Annotated in this window: 19 protein-coding genes; 3 read left to right on the top strand and 16 right to left on the bottom strand. The window is 43.4% G+C overall.

The window, feature by feature from the left end; all coding sequences use genetic code 11:
* Positions 1-12: 12 nt before the first annotated feature.
* The 3 genes from pnp to NML76_RS06760 form a co-directional block, all read right to left on the bottom strand.
* Positions 13-2,235 carry a polyribonucleotide nucleotidyltransferase gene (gene pnp, locus NML76_RS06770; RefSeq protein WP_254733073.1) on the bottom strand — a complete coding sequence of 741 codons (2,223 nt, stop codon included), beginning with the start codon at positions 2,233-2,235 and terminating at the stop codon, positions 13-15.
* 690 nt (positions 2,236-2,925) lie between these two features.
* On the bottom strand, positions 2,926-3,669 hold the full coding sequence (locus tag NML76_RS06765) for a hypothetical protein (RefSeq protein WP_254733070.1): 744 nt from the start codon (positions 3,667-3,669) through the stop codon (positions 2,926-2,928).
* Between the two features lie 12 nt (positions 3,670-3,681).
* Entirely contained in the window at positions 3,682-5,004 is a 1,323-nt protein-coding gene (locus tag NML76_RS06760) for a DUF6287 domain-containing protein (protein ID WP_254733067.1), read from the bottom strand.
* A gap of 154 nt (positions 5,005-5,158) precedes the next feature.
* On the opposite strand from NML76_RS06760, the gene pepF reads away from it, so the two are divergent.
* On the top strand, positions 5,159-6,955 hold the full coding sequence (gene pepF, locus NML76_RS06755) for an oligoendopeptidase F (RefSeq protein WP_214255251.1): 1,797 nt from the start codon (positions 5,159-5,161) through the stop codon (positions 6,953-6,955).
* A 50-nt stretch (positions 6,956-7,005) separates the two neighbouring features.
* Here the strand turns inward: pepF and trxA are convergent, their stop codons facing one another.
* The 7 genes from trxA to NML76_RS06720 form a co-directional block, all read right to left on the bottom strand.
* The gene (gene trxA, locus NML76_RS06750) at positions 7,006-7,320 is read right to left on the bottom strand and encodes a thioredoxin (protein WP_003013593.1); all 315 of its coding nucleotides are present in this window, start codon (positions 7,318-7,320) and stop codon (positions 7,006-7,008) included.
* A gap of 12 nt (positions 7,321-7,332) precedes the next feature.
* On the bottom strand, positions 7,333-7,557 hold the full coding sequence (locus tag NML76_RS06745) for a DUF4649 family protein (protein WP_024054957.1): 225 nt from the start codon (positions 7,555-7,557) through the stop codon (positions 7,333-7,335).
* Between the two features lie 297 nt (positions 7,558-7,854).
* Positions 7,855-8,124, bottom strand: coding sequence for a 30S ribosomal protein S15 (rpsO, locus tag NML76_RS06740; RefSeq protein ID WP_003004251.1), 270 nt, complete (start codon positions 8,122-8,124; stop codon positions 7,855-7,857).
* A 263-nt stretch (positions 8,125-8,387) separates the two neighbouring features.
* Positions 8,388-11,111 carry a Cna B-type domain-containing protein gene (locus NML76_RS06735; protein ID WP_254733064.1) on the bottom strand — a complete coding sequence of 908 codons (2,724 nt, stop codon included), beginning with the start codon at positions 11,109-11,111 and terminating at the stop codon, positions 8,388-8,390.
* 371 nt (positions 11,112-11,482) lie between these two features.
* Entirely contained in the window at positions 11,483-12,211 is a 729-nt protein-coding gene (locus tag NML76_RS06730) for a pseudouridine synthase (protein WP_254733061.1), read from the bottom strand.
* Between the two features lie 2 nt (positions 12,212-12,213).
* Positions 12,214-13,365, bottom strand: a complete 1,152-nt coding sequence (locus NML76_RS06725) for an MFS transporter (RefSeq protein ID WP_254733058.1) — start codon at positions 13,363-13,365, stop codon at positions 12,214-12,216.
* A 105-nt stretch (positions 13,366-13,470) separates the two neighbouring features.
* Positions 13,471-14,634 (bottom strand): MFS transporter, encoded by a 1,164-nt coding sequence (locus tag NML76_RS06720; RefSeq protein ID WP_251457201.1) that lies wholly within the window; start codon positions 14,632-14,634, stop codon positions 13,471-13,473.
* 144 nt (positions 14,635-14,778) lie between these two features.
* Between NML76_RS06720 and NML76_RS06715 the strand changes: the two genes are divergently transcribed.
* Together NML76_RS06715 and def are read left to right on the top strand one after the other, a co-directional pair.
* Complete coding sequence (locus NML76_RS06715; RefSeq protein ID WP_251457198.1) at positions 14,779-15,471, top strand: cyclic nucleotide-binding domain-containing protein; 693 nt, start codon at positions 14,779-14,781, stop codon at positions 15,469-15,471.
* Between the two features lie 54 nt (positions 15,472-15,525).
* Complete coding sequence (gene def, locus NML76_RS06710; RefSeq protein ID WP_003004253.1) at positions 15,526-16,140, top strand: peptide deformylase; 615 nt, start codon at positions 15,526-15,528, stop codon at positions 16,138-16,140.
* Positions 16,141-16,193: 53 nt separating this feature from the next.
* Here def and NML76_RS06705 read toward each other — a convergent pair whose 3' ends face one another.
* The 6 genes from NML76_RS06705 to NML76_RS06680 all read right to left on the bottom strand — a co-directional run bounded on the left by NML76_RS06705 (position 16,194) and on the right by NML76_RS06680 (position 23,482).
* Positions 16,194-17,198 (bottom strand): hypothetical protein, encoded by a 1,005-nt coding sequence (locus NML76_RS06705; protein WP_251457192.1) that lies wholly within the window; start codon positions 17,196-17,198, stop codon positions 16,194-16,196.
* A gap of 83 nt (positions 17,199-17,281) precedes the next feature.
* Positions 17,282-17,950: a DUF443 family protein gene (locus NML76_RS06700; RefSeq protein WP_251457190.1), complete on the bottom strand. Its 669-nt coding sequence runs from the start codon at positions 17,948-17,950 to the stop codon at positions 17,282-17,284.
* 67 nt (positions 17,951-18,017) lie between these two features.
* Positions 18,018-18,686 (bottom strand): DUF443 family protein, encoded by a 669-nt coding sequence (locus NML76_RS06695; RefSeq protein WP_254733055.1) that lies wholly within the window; start codon positions 18,684-18,686, stop codon positions 18,018-18,020.
* Between the two features lie 206 nt (positions 18,687-18,892).
* The gene (locus tag NML76_RS06690; protein WP_003010011.1) at positions 18,893-19,123 is read right to left on the bottom strand and encodes a GlsB/YeaQ/YmgE family stress response membrane protein; all 231 of its coding nucleotides are present in this window, start codon (positions 19,121-19,123) and stop codon (positions 18,893-18,895) included.
* A gap of 9 nt (positions 19,124-19,132) precedes the next feature.
* Positions 19,133-20,374 carry an aminopeptidase gene (locus NML76_RS06685; RefSeq protein WP_201088189.1) on the bottom strand — a complete coding sequence of 414 codons (1,242 nt, stop codon included), beginning with the start codon at positions 20,372-20,374 and terminating at the stop codon, positions 19,133-19,135.
* A 255-nt stretch (positions 20,375-20,629) separates the two neighbouring features.
* Positions 20,630-23,482: an AAA family ATPase gene (locus NML76_RS06680; protein ID WP_254733052.1), complete on the bottom strand. Its 2,853-nt coding sequence runs from the start codon at positions 23,480-23,482 to the stop codon at positions 20,630-20,632.
* Positions 23,483-23,704 lie beyond the last annotated feature (222 nt).

Raw genomic sequence — 23,704 nt, 5'->3', positions numbered from 1 at the left:
CTTTTCTAATGATTATTCTGAATCTTTTTGTGTAATGGTAAAGTCTTTTTTAGGTTTGTGGTCTTTATTGTGGTGACGAGGACGATCACCATGGCGAGGACCCTTTTCACCTTTTTCTTCTGTATGTTCAGGTTTTGGCGGACGTGGTAAGAGTGCCTTCATAGAAGCATCGACACGACCTTTTTCATCAATCTTGATAATCTTGACATCCACTTCATCGCCGATCGCTACCAAGTCTTCAACACGGTTGGTACGAGTCCAAGCCATTTCAGAAATGTGAACGAGGGCATCCGTCTTGTCAAAGAGGTTGACAAAGGCTCCGAATTTCTCGATCCGAACCACTTTGGCATGGTAGACTTCATCCACTTTGGCTTCACGCACCAAACCAGCAATGATTTCCTTAGCACGGTTAATGGCATCTTGGTCGCTCGAGTAGATAGATACGTTTCCTTCTTCGTCGATATCAATCTTAACGCCTGTTTCAGCGATGATCTTATCGATGGTTTCTCCACCCTTACCGATGACAATCTTGATCTTGTCGACATCAATCTTGATGGTATCAATTTTCGGAGCAGTTGGAGCCAATTCTGGACGAACTTCTGGAATGGTTGCTTCAATGACATCAAGGATTTCAAAACGAGCTTTCTTGGCTTGAGCAAGTGCTTCAGTCAAGATTTCTGCAGTGATCCCTTGGATCTTGATATCCATTTGAAGGGCTGTAATCCCGTCACGCGTACCAGCTACCTTGAAGTCCATGTCTCCAAAGTGGTCTTCCAAACCTTGGATATCTGTCAATACGGTGTAGTTGTTTCCATCTGAGATCAGACCCATGGCAATCCCAGCTACTGGCGCCTTGATTGGCACACCACCAGCCATCAGGGCAAGTGTTCCCGCGCAGATAGAGGCTTGAGATGAAGAACCATTTGATTCCAATACTTCTGCTACTAGACGGATGGCATATGGGAATTCTTCTAAGCTTGGCAATACTTGAGCAAGGGCACGCTCACCGAGAGCACCGTGACCAATTTCACGACGACCAGGCGCACCGTAACGCCCTGTTTCCCCTACAGAGTATTGTGGGAAGTTGTAGTGGTGCATAAAGCGTTTCTTGTACTCAGGATCCAAACCATCAATGATTTGCGTTTCACCCATTGGTGCCAAGGTCAAGACAGAAAGGGCTTGCGTTTGTCCACGTGTAAAGAGTCCAGAACCGTGTACGCGAGGAAGGTAGTCGACTTGTGCATCCAAAGGACGGATTTCATCGACCTTACGACCATCCGGACGAACCTTGTCTTCTGTGATTAAACGGCGCACTTCTGCGTGTTCCATTTGTTCCAAGATTTCAGCCACATCCCGCATGATGCGATCAAACTCTTCGTGGTCGGCATATTTTTCTTCGTAAACAGCTGTGACTTGGTCTTTGACTGCTTGAGTCGCAGCTTCACGCGCCAATTTTTCTTCAACTTGAACCGCTTTTTGAAGGTCACTGTTGTAGGCTGCGATGATTTCAGCCTGCAAGTCAGCATCTACATGAAGTAATTCAACTTCTGCTTTTTCTTTCCCAACTGCCGCAACGATTTCTTCTTGGAAGGCAATCAATTCTTTCACGGCTTCGTGCCCTTTGAGAAGAGCTTCCAACATGATTTCTTCTGACAATTCTTTGGCACCAGACTCTACCATGTTGATGGCGTGTTTCGTACCGGCTACTGTCAATTCAAGAAGAGAGCGCTCGGCTTGTTCTTGCGTTGGGTTGATGATGATTTCCCCATCGACATAACCCACTTGTACCCCAGCGATTGGTCCGTCAAACGGAATATCTGAGATAGAAAGAGCCAATGATGAACCAAACATGGCTGCCATTGGGGCAGATGCATTTTCATCGTAAGAAAGGACTGTGTTGATGACTTGCACTTCGTTACGGAAACCTTCCGCAAACATAGGACGGATTGGACGGTCAATCAAACGCGCTGTCAAGGTCGCATCAGTAGAAGGACGACCTTCCCGTTTCATAAAGCCACCAGGAAATTTCCCAGCCGCATACATTTTTTCTTCGTAGTTGACTTGAAGTGGGAAGAAATCCCCAGTTGCCATCTTCTTAGACATGACAGCTGCCGTCAAGACAGTTGACTCCCCATAACGCACGACAACAGAGCCATTTGCTTGCTTAGCAACCTGACCAGTCTCTACGATTAACTCACGACCCGCAAAAGTCGTTTGAAACACTTGTTTTGTCATTGTAATCCCCTTTGGATTGATAAAATTATACGACTTGCCTACAAAGATCAAGATATTTTGGACGGTTCGGCTTGCCGAACATTTCTGTAGAAAAATAGGAAGGTGACGCCGCACTCGATGAGTGCTAGGAAGCTTATCTTTTTTCCTAAGAAATGAGGCCAAAATTCAGTTCATCAGGATACAAAGGGCGTGAAGAATCCCGTATGAAAATAGGAGATTGACGCAGTGTGCCACGCACACTAGGAAATCTATCTTTTTCACTAGGGATTTAGCCCGTGTTCAACTATCAAGATACTAAGGCCGTCAAAAGCAAAGTAAAAATAGGAAACTGACGCAGTCTTCGATGAAGACAAGACAGTTTATCTTTTTTACACGGCTTTTCGGCCGGGTTCAATTCTCAAGATACTAAGCCGTTAAGCAACTCAAAGGAAAATAGGAAATCGAACGACGGAGCGAACGCTCCTAGGTAGATTTATCTTTTTCCACAGAGTTGTAGGCGGGTTCAATTACGCATGATAGCATTCTATTGACGCAGCCCATCTATTTGTTATATCCTCATCTTTGTATCCAAGCACGTATACCTTTTATTTTAACATATTCAAGCCCAAAAGAAAAAGGCTTTGAGGGCCTTTTTCTGTGAATCTTCAGCAAGTTCTATATAAAAATTTTAGAGCTAGATATAGCTTTTGATTATTTTAACGATTTCACGAATTCAGTGCTGTCGACATAAAAGCGTGTTTTATGGGTTCCACCCTTGTAGTTCTTGTTGTTACGTTTCAAGACAAAACGTCTGTATGGATCGGAAGTACCTTGGATAGTTGTTGTCACTTCAACTGAATCTTCATTGACTACCCATTCATCCGGCGAAGGAATCTCCATCGGTGGCATCGCTCCGCCACGACCACCAGGTACAATTTCGTAGAAGGCCTTGTCTTTTGTCGAATAGATCCAGCCATTTTTCTTTTCATTTGTTAGTTGGATCAGCTGGTCTTGTGAAAGACTGCGGATAGAGTCCGATGTCTCTTCTGCATTCAATTTATCAATGACATCTTGCAGATTATAGGTCCCAGGCGTGTAGGTATTGTAGTAATCAATGAACATGTCTTGTGGGTAACCATCAACCGCACCGTGATCATTGTTCAACTCCAGCAAGCGAGTCGGTTGTACCTGAAGCGAATAGGTCAAAGACGCACTGTTTTCAATGATCGAATAGATGTCCGCTTGGTCTGCTTTTGACAAGGTCCCAATGGCTTCTTTGTCCTTTTCATCTGACTTTTCTTCTTGCGACTGCTCTTTTTCTTGGGTCTCACCAGAGGACTTCTTGATGGATGAAGTTCCTACTGGAGCATGCTTACGCTCGTAGCGTTTCGGAGCACAGGCTACTAAAGATAGAACAGACACACCCGCCAGTAGTGAAATCATCAATTTTCTCATAGTACCACTCCTTTAGTCCACACGGTAGAAGAAGTCGCTTGCTTCCCACCCTGCTGATTGACCTGTCCAAATACGGTCTTTTCCAATATCAGAAGGATCTGCTATTTGTTCAACGTATACAGGTAGGGAAGTTCCTGCTGGAATGAATCTTATAATTGCACCACCCACCTTATACTTAGGATTACTGAATCCTCCACTAAGGTGATTATCTGTTTGTTGAATTCGATTGACCAGCATATTTTCACCATTCAGGAAAACCTGATCTGGCGATCCAGCACCATCAAACACTAGCGTCCAACCTTTCCCATTTCTCCAGGTTCCTGCAATACTTGAAAAATCACCGTTCTGAATTTCTTGAATGTTCATTTTGTTGCTTGTCTTACTTGAGCTTTCTGATTTAGAACCATTCACGCGCGTTGTATAGTCAAGGGCGATCCAGCCTTGCCCAGATTCCAATTTGCCCCAAGTATGACCTTCCGCTTCTACAGTTTCCGTAATGGTGTGGGTTCCTTTTGCGATCATTCCTGCAGATGGAGCTGAGGTTGAGGGCTCTTTTCGAATACGGAGATCCGACACACTGACTTGCACTTGGAAGCTTTCCGATTTTTTCTCTTCTGCTTTCGCTGTTGATTTGGAATCCCCTGAACCTTCAAAAGTTTTCCAGTCCAGCTTACTGAGATCTAACTTCTTGGCTGACATCCCAAGAGCTTGTTCTGCTGTTTGGTCCCCACCAATTTGAATGGCTACTTTCTTTTCTTCCTTGGCCTCTCCTTTTCCTAGTGAATAAAGGGTCAAATCCTGGTCCGGATTCACAGATTGCCAAGTAGCATAGACGATTTGCCCATTGTCAAAAACATCTAAACTAGAGCGATAGCCACCCACCGCAGCTGTATAAGCTGTATGGAGCAATTCAGCTTTTTGACCCTTGAGGTAATAGATAGCAGAAACATACTGTTTGTTTCCAGTGTATTGATTGGACACCAAGAGCTCATCCACACCATCTTTGTTCAAGTCTGTAAAAGCGTATTGGAAGGTTACCGGAGTTCCTAAGCGCTCCAAAGCATCTAGATAGATGCTTTCTTCTGAGCCAGATTTTATCTTACCTAATTCCGCAAACAGGCCTGACTTATCGCCATTTTTAAGAGCTGTATCATACTTAGCATACCGCTCCAAAACCTCTTGATAATACTTTTGACCCGTATCCTTCTTTTCTTTTTTAACCGATGATGACGTTGCTGTCTTTGGTTTACTTTGGCGTTCATAGCGTTTGGGCGTACAAGCCACCAGAGCTAGAACGGACGCACCCGCCAGTAGTGAAATCATAACCTTTTTCATAAAAACCTCCTCATTTCTATCCTAGTATATCAAAAATGGTCAATTTTTCCAGCTCTTTCAAGATTTTCAAACAAGCATTTTCCCCTCTCCCTCTATGTTTCTGTCCTATTTTCTGCTATACTTAAGGAAGAATACCGATCAAAAGGAGAACATTATGGAATTAAAAAAACGTTCTGAATTTCCTGAGAACGAACTCTGGGACCTCACAGCCCTCTACCAAGACCAGGAAGACTTCTTGCGTGCCATTGAAAAAACACGTGAAGAAATCAATGAATTTGTCCGTAACTACAAGGGTAACCTCCACACCTTTGAAGACTTCGAAGCTGCCTTTGCCATCTTTGAACAGATTCAGATTCAACTCAGCCACATTGGCAACTATAGCTTTATGCCCCAAACGACTGACTTTGGCGACGAAGCTTTCGCAGAGATTGCCCAAGCAGGGATGGATTTCGAAACTTGGGCCAGCGTCGAACTTTCCTTCTTTGATGATGCTTTGGTCGAAGCAGATGAAGATGTCCTCGAACGCCTGGGACAACTTCCTCATCTCACTTTTGCCATTCGCCAAGCCAAAATCAAGAAAGCTCACTACTTGGGAGCTGATGTGGAAAAGACCTTGACCAACCTGGGTGAAGTCTTCTACGGACCACAAGACATCTATACCAAGATGCGGGCAGGCGACTTTGAAATGGCTGATTTCGAAGTGGATGGAAAAGTCTACAAGAATAGCTTTGTTACCTATGAAAACTTCTACCAAAATCATGAGAATGCGGAAATCCGTGAAAAAGCCTTTCGTTCTTTCTCAGAAGGTCTCCGCAAGCACCAAAACACGGCTGCTGCTACCTATCTAGCCCAAGTCAAATCAGAAAAACTGATTGCAGATATGCGGGGCTACGACTCTGTCTTTGACTATCTTTTAGCTGAGCAGGAAGTGGATCGTGCCATGTTTGACCGTCAGATTGACCTGATCATGAAGGACTTCGCTCCGGTCGCTCAAAAGTTCCTCAAACACGTGGCCAAGGTCAACGGCCTTGAAAAAATGACCTTTGCTGATTGGAAGTTGGATTTGGACAGCGCACTCAACCCAGATGTCACCATTGATGACGCTTATGATTTGGTCATGAAATCTGTGGCACCTCTTGGGGAAGAATACTCCCGCGAAATTGCCCGCTACCAAACCGAACGCTGGGTTGATTTCGCAGCCAATGAAGGTAAGGATTCTGGTGGTTATGCGGCCGATCCATACCGCGTCCATCCTTATGTCCTGATGAGTTGGACAGGACGGATGAGCGATGTTTATACCCTGATCCACGAAATTGGACACTCTGGTCAATTTATCTTCTCAGACAACAACCAAAGCTACTTCAACGCCCACATGTCGACCTACTATGTGGAAGCTCCTTCTACCTTTAACGAGCTCCTCCTCAGCGACTATTTGGAACACCAGTTTGACGACCCTCGTCAAAAACGCTTTGCCTTGGCTCACCGTTTGACAGACACCTACTTCCACAACTTCATCACCCACTTGTTGGAAGCAGCCTTCCAACGCAAGGTCTACACCCTGATTGAAGAAGGTGGAACCTTCGGCGCTAGCAAACTCAATAGCATCATGAAGGAAGTCTTGACAGAGTTCTGGGGAGATGCCGTTGAAATCGATGACGATGCAGCCTTGACCTGGATGCGCCAAAGCCACTACTACATGGGGCTTTACAGCTATACCTACTCAGCTGGCTTGGTTATCTCAACAGCGGGATACTTGCATTTGAAAAACTCCGAAAACGGAGCTAAAGATTGGCTAGACCTCCTTAAATCAGGTGGCAGCAAGACCCCACTTGAGTCAGCTATGATTATCGGAGCAGATATCTCGACTGACAAACCACTCCGCGATACCATCCAATTCCTTTCAGACACTGTCGATCAAATTATTGCTTACAGTGCAGAATTGGGAGAATAAGATTCAAAAAAAGCTAAAGAAGGTTCATTCCTCTTTAGCTTTTTTGCTTTTTAACTCAACTCTGCCACAATGGCCTTAATTTGTGCTGCGGTATGCACTCCTGCTACTTGTTTAACAACCTGCCCATCTTTTTTAAAGAGCAAGGTTGGAATGGACATAATGCCGAAAGCACGCGCTGTTTCTGGATTTTCATCCACATCCATTTTTAGGATTTTTAACTCATCTTCCGAAAGTTCTTCCGATAATTTTTCTAAAATAGGAGCTTGCATGCGACATGGACCACACCAGGTTGCCCAAAAGTCTACCAAGACCAAGCCTTCTTTTGTTTCTGCTTCAAATGTTGCGTCTGTAATTGCTTTTGCCATTTTCTTTCTCCTTTAGTTTTGGTACTGCGTCAAATCTTGCTTCATCAAATAGAAGAAGACATCTCCGTAAGTCCCTTGGTAATCCAATTCATGCCCATTATAGGTCAGTTTCACAACAGGATAAAAATCTGCTACCCCAATCAAGCAAGCTTGTTGGGAGCGTTCAAACTCATCGTAGGAATCAAAATGCATGACTCTTTCTTGTTTTGCACCATCTAGATATGTAATATCAATCATATCGATAACCTCTATTTCTTAAGATGTGTCTATTGTAACTCTGTCAATTACATCTGTCAAATAAAACGACTTACTCAGAATCATGAATCTTGTCCGAAAAAAGATAACAAAAAAGCCCTCTGAATCCAGAGAGCTGTTTTGAGCTCGGGCTAAAATCTTGGTGAAAACAAAAAATCTCCCCGAAGGGAGATAGATCTGGTCTATTTTACCTTACGATGCTAGGAACCGTAGCCGAAGATTATACTCGAGTATATCGAGGCAAGGTGACAACGCAGCGTAAGTGGAAAATAGAGCAGATTAACGACGAAGTCCAAGAGAGTTGATCAACTCACGGTAACGGTTAACGTCGTTTGTACGAAGGTAAGCCAACAAGTTACGACGGCGACCGATTTTCTTCATCAAACCACGGTAAGTAGCGTGGTCTTTTTTGTGTTGTTTGATGTGTTCGTTCAAGTGGTTGATTTCCCAAGTAAGGACAGCAACTTGTACTTCTACTGAACCAGTGTCACCTTCGTGACGTGCGTATTGTGCAATGATTTCATTTTTTTTCTCTTTTGAGATTGCCATGATAAGCTCCTTTTCTTTATGCTCTATCCGAGTGGCAGGTTTGGCATATCCTGCTACCAAGAAAGAGTTAGTTGTCTATTCGACCTTCTTATTCTATCAAGATTTCATCTTTCTGTCAAACACTTATGTTTCCTTTGAGAGGAGCTTTTCACTTTTCTAAAAAGAACCTTGGGAATTTGGACAGTTTGATGGATCATTCTTCAAGCAACTTATTCAAAAAGACAAATATCTTTTGGGATATTTGCCTTTTATCGGTATGAAGCTTATTTCTCTTTCCGTTTACCACGCAAGAGCAAAGCCAAAGCAAAAATTGCTAAGAGTGCACCGAGTATGGTCAACCCGTAAGCAACAACTTCACCAGTTGATGGAAGAATTTTTTTCTTTCCTTCTTTTGGTGTGGTTGGAGTTTCTGGTTTTTCCGGTGTGCTTGGCGGCGTTGTTGGTGGTGTCGTCGGTGGCGTTGTAGGAGGTGTTGTTGGCGGTGTCGTTGGTGGGGTTGTAGGCGGTGTCGTTGGCGGTGTCGTTGGTGGGGTTGTAGGCGGTGTCGTTGGCGGTGTGCTTGGTGGTGTGGTAGGAGGTGTTGTTGGTGGCGTATGACGGTTGGTTACCGTGAAACCATCAATGTTGCTTGTATAACCTGCTACTGGATCCTCTGTAATCGTGTAGGCAATCTTCTTACCTTCCTTGTATACGGGTAGATCCGTGAAGCTTGCCTGCCAATTATCAGTAGCTGTGATTTCTTTTACAGCTACTTCTTGACCATCCGCAAGGAGACGAACTGTGATTTTTTCAGGACGAAGATCATCTTTATTGTCTGCATCATCCCAGATCTTCTTGACCGCTACTTCTGTTACTTCTGGTGTGCGGCTATTGGTGATCACTACATTTCCCTTGTTACTGTCATCGACCGTACTAGTATAGCCTTTGACTGTCCCAACTTCTTTCACTTGGTACTGAATCTCTTTGCCTTTCGCTTTTAGAGGCAAATTGCTAAAGGTATGAGTCCAGTTATTTTTAGCAGAAAGTTCCACTTCTTTTCCTTGAGCTTTGCCGTCTGCATAAAGCTGTACCTTAATGGTGTTTGGACGTTTTCCATCTTGGTCATTGTTGTCTTCCCAACGTTTTGTAACAGTGACGCTGGTTTTACCTGGCTTGTAGCTATTGGTAATAGTTGTTCCATCAATCGCAGCAGAGTAATTGGCTACTGTGTCTTCTGTGACTGTGTAGAGAATTTGTTTACCGTGATTGTATTTTGGAAGATTGGTAAAGACTGTCTTCCAATCAGTCGCTGCACTTAGCTCTTGGCTAGCTACTTCTGTACCATCTGCAAGGAGACGAACTGTGACCTTGTCAGGACGAACACCATCTTGATTATCATTATCTTTCCAGATCTTCGTTACTGGAATTTCAACAACTTCTGGTGTACGAGTGTTGGTAATATTGGTTCCTTCGATAGTTGTTTCATAGCCTTCAACAGGTTCTTCTGAAACAGTGTAGGCAATGACATTACCAGCATCATCGACCACATCGAGATTATCAAACTGATAAGCCCAAGTTCCTGCAGCATCTGGTTTCACTTCTTTAGAAGCAACTTTAACTCCATTTGCTAGGAGGTTGACTGTGATTTTTGATGGACGCTTGCCATCTTGGTTATCATTATCATTCCATGTCTTTTGACCAGCAACGCTTGTTTTTTCTTTTTGGTTTACGACATCACGAGAAATCGCGAGGTCATTTCCAAAATCGTCCTTGCTGATCTTGATAGGTTTTTCAGAGAGAACATAACCTGTTGGAGCCTTGATCTCTTGAACTGTATAAGCCTGTTTGATCAAGCCCGTAATGGTGCCAACACCATTCTCATCTGTCGTAATGGTTCCAACTTGCTCACCTGTATCATCTGCTGTCACAGCAAAAACAGCACCTGCAAGAGCCTGACCATTTTCACCTTTTTTATGAATCGTAAAGGAGTATTTCTCACCATTGAAGTCTCCATCAAGGAATTGATACAGAATATCTGCAACCTTATTTTGCTCCTTGATTTCTGTAGCTGTCATCTTCGCATTGTTTTTGTAGGAAGTATTGATGGCTGGGACCTTGTCCAAATAAACATCATAGCGAATCGTCATTCCTTGTTCTGGAGCTAGATCCCCGATGTGAACCGTTAGAGATTGACCATCGGCACTGACAACAGGGGAATAATTCTTGGTGACATTGGTGGTATCTCGTAAATGATAGGCACCATCTTCGTTATCGATCTGCCAAGTTCCAGTATGGATATTGACAGAATCTGCTTTGATTTTTCCATCTGTAAAGGCCAATTGGTCCTTAATATCAATATTATGAAGAGCTGTGTGACCTTGATTGATGTTCAAGGTATAGGTCAATTTTAATTTATTATCTGAGTTGGTCCAACCCCATTTGCTAAAGACTTCTGGAGTAGGAGGATTTTCACCCGGGTTCACCCCTTTGTAATCGATATTCCCACCTGAAATCACTTTCTTATCGATCGTGAGAGTAAAATCAAGTGTCTTTTGCCCTTTGACGACTTGGTGGTCTACACGCGCAAAGAAACGCAGTTTCCCTGTCACATTGGCCATTCTTTCAGGATAATCCGTATAGGTTACAGTGATGACTTTTCTTTGATCATCTACCGTTGCTGTCGCAACTTTTTGACCACTTGGATCCAGCAGGTCAATGGTATCCGTTTCAAAGACCTTAAAGTCATCTCCAAGTTGGATAACGGTCTGATCTCCCTTTTTTACACGTCCATTTGGCAACACAAAGTTTGCTTCAACTTGAAAACTTTCCCAAACACCGAGTGGATCTGTAATGGCCCCACCAGTTGATTTCGAGATGTTTACAGATGTCACAACATCATTGATCGTATCTGCATGGACTTTAGCCGGACTATTGGGTTTGGCAAATCCTAAAGCCGCTACCAAAAATAGGGCAACTGCTATCACAACAGAATAAAGCCTCTTTTTCATAAACGATTTTTCTCCTTTTTCTACGTTTACTAGATAAGGTATGTGAGTCGAAAAATTATCACTACATATTGTGATTTTATGCACAACCCATCTTTTTTCATTATAATCGATTTACTTTGAGAAGACAAGCTATTATATATGCTTTTTGTATTTTAAGTACATTTTTTTGATACAAAGAAAAATAGAGAGTGAGACAGAAATCGGTCATTCGTTAGAATTCGATTTCGTCGTCCCACCTCCGCACAGTTGAGTAGGGCTATAAAAGCTGATGAAATCAGCGTAGTAGAGGCCACTCAACCACTGCGTCTTGCTCGACAATCCAAAGACAATTGAGAGGCTAGGACTTTTGTCCCAGCCTCTTGGTTTTTTGCTTATAAGGGAACTCCGAACACCTCTAGGGACTTGAGTTCAGAAGATTGGAGTCTCCGCCATTCTCCCAATTGAAGAGAGGGATCTAGTGTTAGAGGACCCATAGAAATTCGCTCTAAATCCACTACTTCCTTGCCACAGGCAGCGACCATGCGCTTGACCTGATGGAATTTTCCTTCTGCAATTTCAATTTCGACATAGGAACTGGCGCTTGTCTCATCCACCTCTAAGATCTGCAATCTCGCAGGCAAAGTCGTGAAATCTTTGAGGGCAATGCCTGCTTCAAAACGGGCCACATCTGCCTCATCCATGATCCCAGCCACCTGGGCACGGTAGACCTTCGACACATGCTTCTTCGGCGACAGCATGGCATGGGCGAGCTTACCATTATTGGTCAAAAGGAGCAAGCCATGGGTATCGATATCTAGGCGCCCGACAGGAAAGACTTCCTTGTGACGGGCTGTCTCATCCAATAGATCCAAGACAGTTTGGTGATGATCATCCTCAGTCGCTGATATGACTCCAGCTGGTTTATTAAGCAGATAGTACACAAAGGTTTCATGGACCAGATTTTCCCCCATAAAGGTCACCTGATCCTTGTCTGGATCAATCTGTAGCTTCCCTGCTGTCTCTTTTTTTCCATTCACTGCGATTTTATTTTGCTTGAGAAGCTGCTTGACCTCGGTCCTACTCCCCACGCCACAATCCACTAAAAATTTATCTAGACGCATGATTACTTCCCGCTCTTTCGCACAATCCAAAGGCCAAAAAAGGAAATCAGGATCATGAGGATACCAGAAAATCCAAAAATAAAGGCAGGAGTTGAGGAGACAGTTCCTAAGAGGCTGAGAACAAAGGTCGTTGCGATCGAACCTGCACTACACCCCAACACCGCAATGGATGTTGCCTGACTTAATACTCCAGCTGGCATCTGATCAGATAAGACATTATAAACAGTTGTAAGAGCTACACTGTAGGCGAAGCCTGCAAGGATGGTCACAATGGCGAGCATCCAGAGATTGGTAGAAACCCCGATCAACATTTGGGTCAAGCCATAGGCCACTCCCGAAACTACCAACAAGCGATCGCGGAAGAGCTGGGTTAATGGGGAGAAGGCTAATCCTGCCAAGATCCCAACAAATTGCATGGCTGCTAATATAACCCCAGCAGTTTGGGCAGTGCCATGTCCAATTTGTTCTACCACACTTGGAATCCGAACGGTGATCATGACATTGGACAAGACGATAGCTGCCGCAACGACCGCTAAGCCGAGCGTAGTCCGCCATTGACTAGCTGTCATTTGATCATTCCGATGTTTCTCCTCTGCATCCACTGTTTTCGAACCATAAGGGACAAATAAGAGATACAAGAGCAAGATAGGAATACTGATTCCATAGACGAGAAAGGCAGCCTGCCAGCCAAAGCGGATCAAAAGGCTAACCCCAAAGGTCAGAACTGCTGTCCCGACAACTTCTGCAGAGCCACGAATGCCAAGTGTTTGGACACGTTCTTTTCCTTTATAGCGCTCACTGATAATGGCAATGGCAGAAACATTGAGTAAGCCAACCGCCATCCCGAAAATAATCCGAGACAAAAAGACAACCGGATAAGCTGGACTGATTAAGGGAATAAAGCCACATAGAGCGTAAGCGACTAGGCCTATCACAATCATCTGACGCTCTGAAAATAGTCGCCCAATCCATTTATTGAAAATGAGTGAAACCATGATCCCTGCAGAAGGAAGCGAGACCAAGAGCTCAATCATGCTGTGAGGAATTTCCTTGTAATAGGCAAACATGGCCGACTGCGCACTCGAAATCGAAAACGAGGTCGTCAAAATAAATGAAAGCGCGAGAATACTCACTTTCTCCATGATTCTTTTCATTATTTTTTCCTTTAAACTAATCTTTTTTTCACACTCCTCCTATAATAACACGAGCTAGTGACAGGACGCAATAGATTGAATTAAAAAAACGAAATGATTTCTCCATCATTTCGTTCGTGCTAGTAATTGTGAGGCGAAGACTCCTGTTAGGAGCATCAAAGCACCAATCCAGACAAAGAGCAGATGATTGGAAGGAGCTAGTGGCGTCACCAACTGGATGAAGAAAGAAGAGACGGCTGATCCGAGATTGCAGCCAATCAAGACAAGCGAGGTCGCAAGATTCAGGAGATTAGTCGGAATTTTTTCAGATAAGTGATAGAAGATACTGGTGACCCCCGTACTGTAGGTAAATCCTGCCAAGAGGGTTCCTAGAACCAGGCTCCACAGCTGTCCAGACAAGCCAATCAAGGCTAAAGCTAGACCGAAACCAAAGCACATGATCATGAGCAAGTTCTTTTTGAAAACATGTGTCAAACTAGCAAATCCCACTCCCGCTACAATCCCTGTCAATTGCATCAGACTTAGGACTGTTCCAGCTGTTGTCGCCGTTCCCATACGAGCGTCAACAATGATATCCGGCACGCGCAGGCTAATGATAGAATTGAAACAAATGATGATACCAGCAATCACGGCTAGCATCAGACTAAAACGCCATTGAGGGGAGCGAAGGCGTGCGGAACCTTTCTTTTTCTCCTTCAAGCTAGCCTGTTTTTTCCCCTTAGGATAGGGGACAAAAAGGATATAGAGGAGTAAAATCAAGTAACCACCTCCATATACGGCAAAGATCGCTGGCCAGCCTAGGGGTAAGAGTTGTCCAACAATAAAAGTCAAGATGGCAGAGCCCACCACTTCAGCAGACCCCCGATAGCCCAGCATCCGAGTCTTGTCATTGCCTGAGTACCGTTCACTGATAATCGAAATAGCCTTGGCATTGATCATTCCTGTCCCCAAACCAAAGAGAATACGACTCAGAAAGATGAGAGGATAGTCCTGCACGACCAAAGGCACAAGGCCGCTAGTTGAAAAGAGCAAGAGCCCTGCGACAATCATCTGGCGCTCACTCATCCACCGCTCGATCAGGCTATTTAAAAAGAGCATGACCACAACCGCAAAGGCCGGCAGGGAAACCAAGAGTTCCACCTGGCCTGCTGAATATCCGAATTGGCTAAAATAGGCCTTCATAGCTGGCAAACCGGCTGTAATTGAAAAAGATGAGATCAGCATGAGCGACAAGCTCAAGAGACTGATTCTTTCCATTGTTTTTTTCATTTTTTTATTTCCTACACTTTACTGGTAACATTTGACTTTACTATTTTTTTAGAAAAGATTCAAACTAGTATTTTCAATAGAATCCTAGTATAATCAATTTAGAAAGAGAAAAATAGGACATTTGTCCTATTTTAGGAGATTGAGATGAAAAAAATTTCCCCATCTACGAAACTCATGGAGATCATCACTGATTACCAATTGGATCAGATCTTTCCAGGTGACTGTCTTAGTCAGCTGGACCTCGTTCTCTATCAGGCTGGAGAGTATATCTGCCGCCAGGGTTCTGACCAAGATGTCATTCCTTATTTTCTCAAAGGTCGGCTCAAGATCGTCCACAGTCTTGAAAATGGTAGCGACACCATCCTTGAAATCCAAGAAAAACCTGGACTGTTAGGAGAGATTGAGCTCCTGCTCGATCGGGTCTGTATCACATCGGTCATTACAGACCAAGACTCACTAGTCGTCCAGCTCTCTGCTCGGCATTTCAAGGACCGCCTCCTGCTGGATCCCACCTTTTTGCGCTCTACGGCCAAGACCTTGGCTGAGAAATTGCACCAGATCAACTATTTGGCTCCTGCTAACTTTCATTATTCGGTCAAGGAGCGCCTCGCTACACATTTTTTGGAACATGGTGATGAAAACGGGATCCTCAAGCCCAAGATGAATCAACTGGCCCTGCGTTTTGGGATCAGCTACCGCCACCTTAGCCGCGTGATCAAGCAGATGATTGACGAGGGGTTGATCCAAAGAGAAGGGCGGGTCTATACGATTTTAGACCAAAAAAGAATGGGCGACTTGTCCATCAAACACACGGAAACAACTGACAGAAAACTTTAATTTCACGTTCTTTTGTGTTATCATGGAAGGTAGAAAGAAAGTGAGAGTAAGACAATGAAAGCAATTGAAAAAGTTACAAGAGCATCCCATTTGATTGATATGGATGACATCATCCGCGAAGGAAATCCAACACTTCGAGCTGTTGCGGAAGATGTGACCTTCCCTTTGTCTGATCAGGAAATTATCCTGGGTGAAAAAATGATGCAATTCTTGCACCATTCTCAAGACCCTGTTATGGCTGAAAAACTTGGCCTCCGTGGAGGAGTGGGACTCGCTGCTCCTCAGCTGGACATCTCGAAACGCATTATCGCTGTTTTGGTGCCCAATCCAGAAGATGCCGATGGCAACCCACCAAAAGAAGCCTATAGCCTTCAAGAAGTCATGTACAATCCAAAGGTTGTTGCCCATTCTGTGCAAGATGCGGCACTTGGAGATGGGGAAGGCTGTCTCTCTGTAGACCGCAACGTCCCAGGCTATGTGGTTCGACATGCCCGCGTGACGGTTGAGTATTTCACAAAAGATGGGGAAAAGAAACGCATCAAACTCAAAGGCTACAACTCCATCGTCGTTCAACATGAAATCGACCACACCAACGGCATCATGTTCTATGACCGCATCAACCCAAACAACCCATTTGAAATCAAAGAAGGCCTTTTGATATTAGAATAGCGTAACCGACAAAAATACCTAACTGAGAAAACTCTCGGTTAGGTATTTTTTTGTTATTTTTTGCCTTGCTTTTTATTCGAAAACTTACGCATGATGGTACGCGCTATGCTAATGAAGAAGTCCAAGACGATTCCTAGGGTAATCATTCTGACAAACCACACTAATAAAATTGGTCGTCTTACCTTTGCATCAGCATATCCTAAATGATCAAGTGCTACAATTATCAATAGATAGCTCACTATTTCTAACGGAATACGAAGTTTAGCTTTTTTCAGACTGAAGCCTTTCAACCAATTCCATAGTAAATCCCACAACGTCGGATTATTCTCAGGTTCATCCTCCCAGTATTCCTTGCTTTTTGTTTTCAAATACAAAAGGTAGCCCACTTCTGTCAGCAACTGAGTAAAGGCGTAACTGAATAGTATGCTTACGGATACTCCTAGCACCACTCCATAATAGCCAGTAAGGGCCGCTCCTATCATGGAGCAGACGAAGATGATCGTTAGGGCATTGCTACTGTAACTACTTGATTTTGCGAAATAATTTCCCAAGGTTCTAGTTGGTGAAAAGCCAATCTTTAACTGCTTCTTAAGCCAAAAATAATGATAAATAAAGCCCAATAAGGTACAAATCACAAGAAAAGGAATGACGATGAAGCCATATTTTGGGAAACCTACCTCAAATTCTTTATTTGCCAGAGCAGAAACAATGATGAGCAAGCCCATGACTTGGAGCGATAAAAACATTCCTGCATAGGTGAATAAGAGTAGAGTCGTTGACAACACTTGTCTTCTATATATAAATGCCCCCATTAACGACAAGAAAAATGCAATGATATGGTAAAGACAATAGATGACAAGGATATCAAAAAACCAATGACTAAATGGTTTTATACCTTTCGATACATCATACGAATAAAAACAAAGGATTTCAAATGCGAACAGTAATACGCCTGTCCACGAATTGATCATCATAGCCGCTGAAGCGCGTGTATTGGCTAAACTTTTAAAGTAGACTTTGTTCGCCTGCTCAATATCGACTTTCTTTTCGTTTTTCATGACATGCTCCTTTCTAAAAAATTGTTTTAAGGTCCAAAAGCAGATGGACGCTGCTCTTACTTCTGAATTTCACTTGACTGGATCTACTTGACTTTAGCTTTGAAAGAGATAATTGGGGAATAAAAAATTAAATTCCCAGAGATAAAAAACAGAAATGATGAGATTAATAGACCAAAATGTATTATAAAATTGGGCTCAAAGTTTATTAAAATTGCATAACATACTGCAATGAACATGACTATAAGAAAAGTTACATATATTAAAAGTAATAGTATGTTTTTTATATATTCAGGAAAGCAATACACTTTTCGAGGTGTTTTATCTGCCACAATTTCCTGCATCCCTTCCCCTCTACCCATCCAAATCCGAAGTCCCACTACAAAAATTAAAATCAACATCATCAAGGATAGATTAAGCAAGTGAGAGGTAAAATTGAGGTATTTTTCTATTGGAAACGCCCTTGCCAATAGCATGGAGGTTACACCTAGACCAAGGGATGTCTTCCCAATTTTGTTATTCACTAAACTCTGACGCTTCTTGTCTCGTTCAAATACTTTTGGAGCTATGGTTTCTACTTCATCCTCGGTAAGTTGATAGGCTTTATGAGGGATAAAATAAACAAACCACGGAAGAAAATAGGTAATGATAATCGGCCGATCGACTTCCATCAAATACCACTCTCCATCAACTTTTAATAAATGGTAACGAAAGTTCATTTTGGGCAACCGTTCGATTTTTGCTGGTTTAAACATAGATTGATCTTTCTTGATAGTTATAATTTTCAGCAGAGAAACAAGTCCTTACTGAATATTATTTTTCCTATTTTTTTATTTTTACCTTATAATCCTCGCCTGGAGCATATAAGCCTAAAATAGCTGATGCTAAATACATAAATGAAGTAATAAATAGGACCATATGAACAATTAAATTTGGTTTAATTTTACTCAAAACTGAGTAAATCATTGCACTTGACAAAAACAAAGGAACTATCAACAATAAAAGATTTCTTAGTACTATCCTAAATTTTACGGGGCGACAATAGATTCTATTAGCTTTTTGAGAAGCTATCATTACCGTCTCTATTTTCCTAGTACTCAGCCAAATACGAAGTCCAATAACAATACATAGAACAAGGATCATTAGCACTAGATTAAGTAGATGGGAGCTAAAATATAAATAATCCTCTATTGGAAAAGCTCTGCCTAGTAAAACTGCTAAGGAACCAGCACCAAGAGCTGAAATCCCTGCTTTAGTCTGACTTGAAAGTATGTTCTTATCTCTTTCAAGCACTTTTGGAGCTATTGTTTGTACTTCATCCTCTGTCAGCTGATAGGCTTTATGAGGGACAAAATAGGTAAACCATGGGAGAAAATAACTTGTCATAATTGGCCGATCGACTTCCATTAAATACCACTCATTCTCTACTTTTAACAAACGATAGCGAAAATTCATTTTCGGCAAATACTCGAGTTTTACTGGTTTAAACATAGATTGATCTTACTTTCTATACTGTTTCATTCTTAGACGGAGAAACTAAACTAACTTTTCACCAGTCTACCACAGCCATAATTATCTTATTTAATCATAACAGAACATACCTTCCATCATACCTGATTTTACTTTGATGATCAAGTTTTGACTAAAAAAGAGGTTGGAAGATTTCCAACCACTCTATCTGTTTTAGCAAGTTAAACCTAGCTTCCTCTTTCCCAGAAGATGGCTAATAAAATCATGGCACCGAGAATCGATGGGATAATTGCTGTACCGTTTAGGCTTGGTCCCCAAGCACCAAAGAGTAATTGTCCTAAAAAGGCACCAATCCAGCCCAGGAACATTTTCCCAAAACATCCCATGCGTTCGCCACGATTGGTGATAGCTCCAGCTAGAAGTCCGATCAAAAGACCGACAAACATACTTCCAATCATAGTTTCTCCTTAAATTGCCCAATCTCCATTACGGAAGAGTGGTACGCGTGTTCCATCCTCACGGATACCGTCGATATCCATTTGGCTTGAGCCGATCATGAAGTCGACGTGGACGTCTGATCGGTTGAGGCCGGCTGCTTCGAGTTCTTCTTCTGTGAACTCTGCACCACCTTCTACACTAGTTGCATAGGCTGCTCCGATGGCCAAGTGGTTAGAGGCATTTTCATCAAAGAGGGTGTTAAAGAAGGTAATGCCTGATTGGGAAATTGGACTTGGATCTGGTACGAGGGCACATTCACCCAAGGCACGCGCTCCCTTGTTTTTGAAGACCAAATCTTTCATAACTTGATCGCCTTTTTCTGCTGTGATATCTACGATTTCTCCACTTTCAAAGGTCACTTTGATGCCTTCGATGATGTTTCCATTGTAGCTAAGCGGTTTTGTAGACGTTACATAGCCTTCTGCGCGACGGAAGTCAGGAGCTGTGAAGACCTCTTCTGTCGGCATGTTTGGCAAGAAGCTTTCACCTTGGGCATTGATGGCTCCGGCAGATTCCCAGACGTGGTTTTTCGGCAAGCCAAGAGTCAAATCTGTACCAGGCGCTGTGTAATGAAGGGCTGAGAATTGTTCCTTATTCAGTGTATCTGCCTTGCTCTTGAGAATAGCAGCATGCTCTTCCCAAGCCTTGACTGGATCTTCCTCATAGACTCGGCAAGTCTTGAAGATTTGATCCCACAGGAGATCCACTGCTTCTTCATCGCTCGCCGCATTTGGGAAGACCTTTTTCGCCCATTCTAAACCTGCTGCTGCAGCCACGGTCCAGCTGACCTTGTTAGATTGAGTAGCGATGCGCATTGGTTTCATGGCTATACCCAAGGCCTTGGCAGAGGCAGAAAGCTTCTCTGCATCAACACCATTTAAGGCACCTGGATCAGACGAGCGCACACCCAAACGACTAGCCTTGTGGTCTAAGAGGTAGTTCATTTCCGCGATCTTATAGTCTGGCACATTGTCCAAACGATCCATCGGTGCATGGAGGAATTTTTCCCGGGTAGTAAAATCATCTGCCCATTGGACAATCACTTCGTGCGCCCCCAATGCATAGGCTTCCTTCACAATCAAGTGGGCCAATTCTCTTTGTTCCACATCAATGTTCAAGACCAAGGTATGACCAGGTTGCACGTTGATACCGTTCGCCACCAACAATTTGGCATATTTTTCAAGGTTCTCTTTAAAATTTGGTAAAACCATTTTTTTCTCCTTCATAAGTGTATGATCTCCTCCTAGTATACCATAAGTTCATGCAAAAAGAGAGCGGGACAGAAATCGGTAATTCGTTAGAATTCGATTTCGTCGTCCCACCTCCGCACAGTTGAGTAGGGCTGTAAAAGCTGATGAAATCAGCGTAGTAGAGCCCACTCAACCACTGCGTCTTGCTCGACAATCCAAAAATAATTGAGAGGCTAGGACTTTTGTCCCAGCCTCCTTTTTCTTGTTCCTTCTAGCTTAAGGAAGAACATAGCCTTGATCATCCACGGTATGGGGTTGCTCTGAACTGCTATTCTCTCTCAAAGCTTCCAAATCTTGATCCAAAATGGAATTGTAGTCTGTACTACCTTCACGGGTTACCCGAGTTGATACTTGGCGCAAGAGTTTTTCATTGAGATTGCGGACCCAGCGACCATTACTATGGTCATTGGCACGCATATAATTCCCTTTCACAATCTCTCCATAAAGGGCTTCATTGACCTGGTAACCTTGCTTACGCAATCCCAACAAACCGATCTCCACGATCTCATCTGGGCTGTAGTCTTCAAAATCAAATGTAGTTGGGATCCGGCTTTGTAGACCTGAATTGACCTGCAAGAAGTCGTGCATCTCTTTCGTGTAACCAGCAAAGATAATAACGATATCGCGGCGGTGGTCCTCCATAAATTTGAGGACTTCGTCCAAGGCTTCTTTCCCAAAATCGTCATTTAAACCGGTATAGAGCGTATAGGCCTCATCGATAAAGAGGACTCCACCCAGTGCACTTTCTAGGACTTCGCGCGTCTTCAAGGCTGTTTGACCTTGGTAGCCTCCAACCAGATTGCTCCGGGATACTTCGATGAACTTCTTCTGCTTGATAACCCCCTTTTGGAAGAGGATATTACCCAAAATGCGGGCCACAGTCGTTTTCCCTGTACCGGGGTTTCCAAGAAAGAGAGAGTGCAAGGTCGTATCTTCAACGATGCCACCTTGTTCAGCCCGTTTTTGGTTGAACTCAGCCATGGCCACGAATTGTTCAACTTGCTCTTTCACCTTAGCAATTCCAACCAATCGGTTGAGGGCAGCCATCCCATCTTCTTCCTTGTCGGCTCCTGCTTGATACTTGCCTTGGTTAAGGACAGCATCGATGTCGCTATTGAGGATGGTCTCAATATCGTCAGAACCTTGGGCCACCACCCGATCTGCCATGGTCTTGGTCAATTGCTCATCCAGGTTACGGATCCAGCGACCATTGCTCTTATCTAGCGAGCCATCATAAGCCCGTTTAACATGCCGCGCATAGTAATCCCGGTCTTCGAGTTTGTAGTCACCTTTGCTCAGGATCATTTCACCTAGTTGGACAATCTCATCTCCTGTGAAATCTTCAAAGATGAAATTATTTGGTACCCGAGAACGAAGGCCTGGATTGGTCTTTAAGAACTCCTCCATTTCCTTGGTATAGCCGGCAAAGATAATCATGATGTCGTCACGATTGTCCTCCATAAATTTGAGAATGGTATTGATCGCCTCGATCCCAAAGTCCGCACCGCTGTCCTTTTTATCCAAGCTATAGGCTTCATCAATAAAGAGGATGCCTCCTCGCGCTTTTTCAAGCAGGGCTTGGGTCTGTTCAGCCGTTCCTCCAATATTCGAAGAGATCAGATCGGACTCCGTTGCTTCCACGAAACGGAATTCCTCCCCTGAGAGAACACCTGCATCAAAAAGCACTTGTCCCAATAGACGTGCCACAGTGGTTTTCCCTGTACCAGGATTTCCCATAAAAGCAGCGTGCAAGGTTTGCTTTTCAGGTGCCTTGCCACTGGCGATTCGTTTCTTGTTAAATTCCACCATGTTGATCATTTTCTTGATCTCATGTTTGACTTTTTCAAGACCAATCAGGCTATTGAGTTCTTGAAGAGCATCTTGTTTCTTCTCTGGACCAGAGTCTCTTGCGGTGGTTGGAGCCACCGTTGCATCCGTCGCTTGTCCCGTAGGAACGACTTGCGCATTGCCCTTGGCCACTTCTCTACCGACAAGATAATCACAGTCATCCTCAATTTCCTTGGTCAGATCACGCGCATCCCCTTGCTTATAGGTCATGGTGCCCACCTTCGCAAAGGCTCCACCTTGAAGCCGTATATTAGGATCCGCAATCTTATGACAAATCATATGCTCAGCCATCAGCACACCATCATCAAAAACGCCAAATGAAATGGTTTCGGCATTCTCATTCAAGAAGGTTGTTTCTCCAGTCAGGGAAGCAAAGGACTCTTCATAGACGCATAAAAATTCTGTAAATGTAGCCTGGTGAGCTCGGATCATACTATTGAATGAATTGAGGGAGGTGATACGATCCGAATCCGAATTGAATTGAACATTATTGTCAAGACAGACTCCAGTTCCAGTAGGCAACTCAATTTTACAGTTTTCAGACTCCCAGATGACATTCCTCAACCAAACTGGTGGAAAATCCTTTTCCAGATCCCCGCCTGTAATCGTTGAATTTTTTGCGATCACTTCTGAGTCCTTGGCATGGATCGTATTATTCCCAAATTTTTCAATATGGACATTTTCTAAGGTCAATTTAGATCCTTCTGACAGATCAATCTTAGAAAAAATCGTTGAATTGCGAATAGTCAATTCCGAAGCGGACATACCGATGGCACTTTGGTGTTTTTCCGGAACCTTCATCCCGACTCCTTCCAGTGTCAACTTCGAATGCGTATCCATATAGATAAAAAATTCACTATTTGTCGGAGTGGTTGCTTCAAAATAGACCTGTTTACAGGTGATATCTGAGCTATTCCATAAGAGCAAGGCAGTATAATTCCCACCAACTTTAAACCACAGATCTTCAAATGTCACCTGAGCTCCCTCTACAAATCGGAAGGAAGCCTCAATGATGTTGTTAAACATGCGCCCATTGCCATTTGGATTTGGAACCACATGCCCCACAAAATGAAGGTTCTTGTCGATCTCGATCACTTTATTTGTCGGCCATTGAAAGACATACCCATTTTCAAACTCGATGGTATCCCCATCCTGCGCTTTTTCAATCGCATCCATAAAGTTCCAACTATTGTTGTAAGGCCCTACTAAATATCTTGCCACGCGCATTTCCTCTGTTTCATCTTTTCTGTTTCCTTGTTATAAACACTTGTCACTAAAAATTGTAACACAATCTAGTGCCAAAGAAAACACTTATCAGATCTGAAAGGACTGAAAAACCTCTATTTTCAACAGGAAAATAGAGGCTATCAGTTAATCTTTCAAGGCTGAAAATAAGCCGGCTAGAGCAATCGCTCCTGAGATCATGGCGGTGGAAAGGAGCAG

The sequence above is a fragment of the Streptococcus sp. CF8_Ac1-9 genome, assembly GCF_024295565.1.
In the GTDB taxonomy this organism is placed as follows: Bacteria; Bacillota; Bacilli; order Lactobacillales; family Streptococcaceae; genus Streptococcus; species Streptococcus parasanguinis_X.
This window is presented reverse-complemented; position numbering and strand designations above follow the sequence as displayed.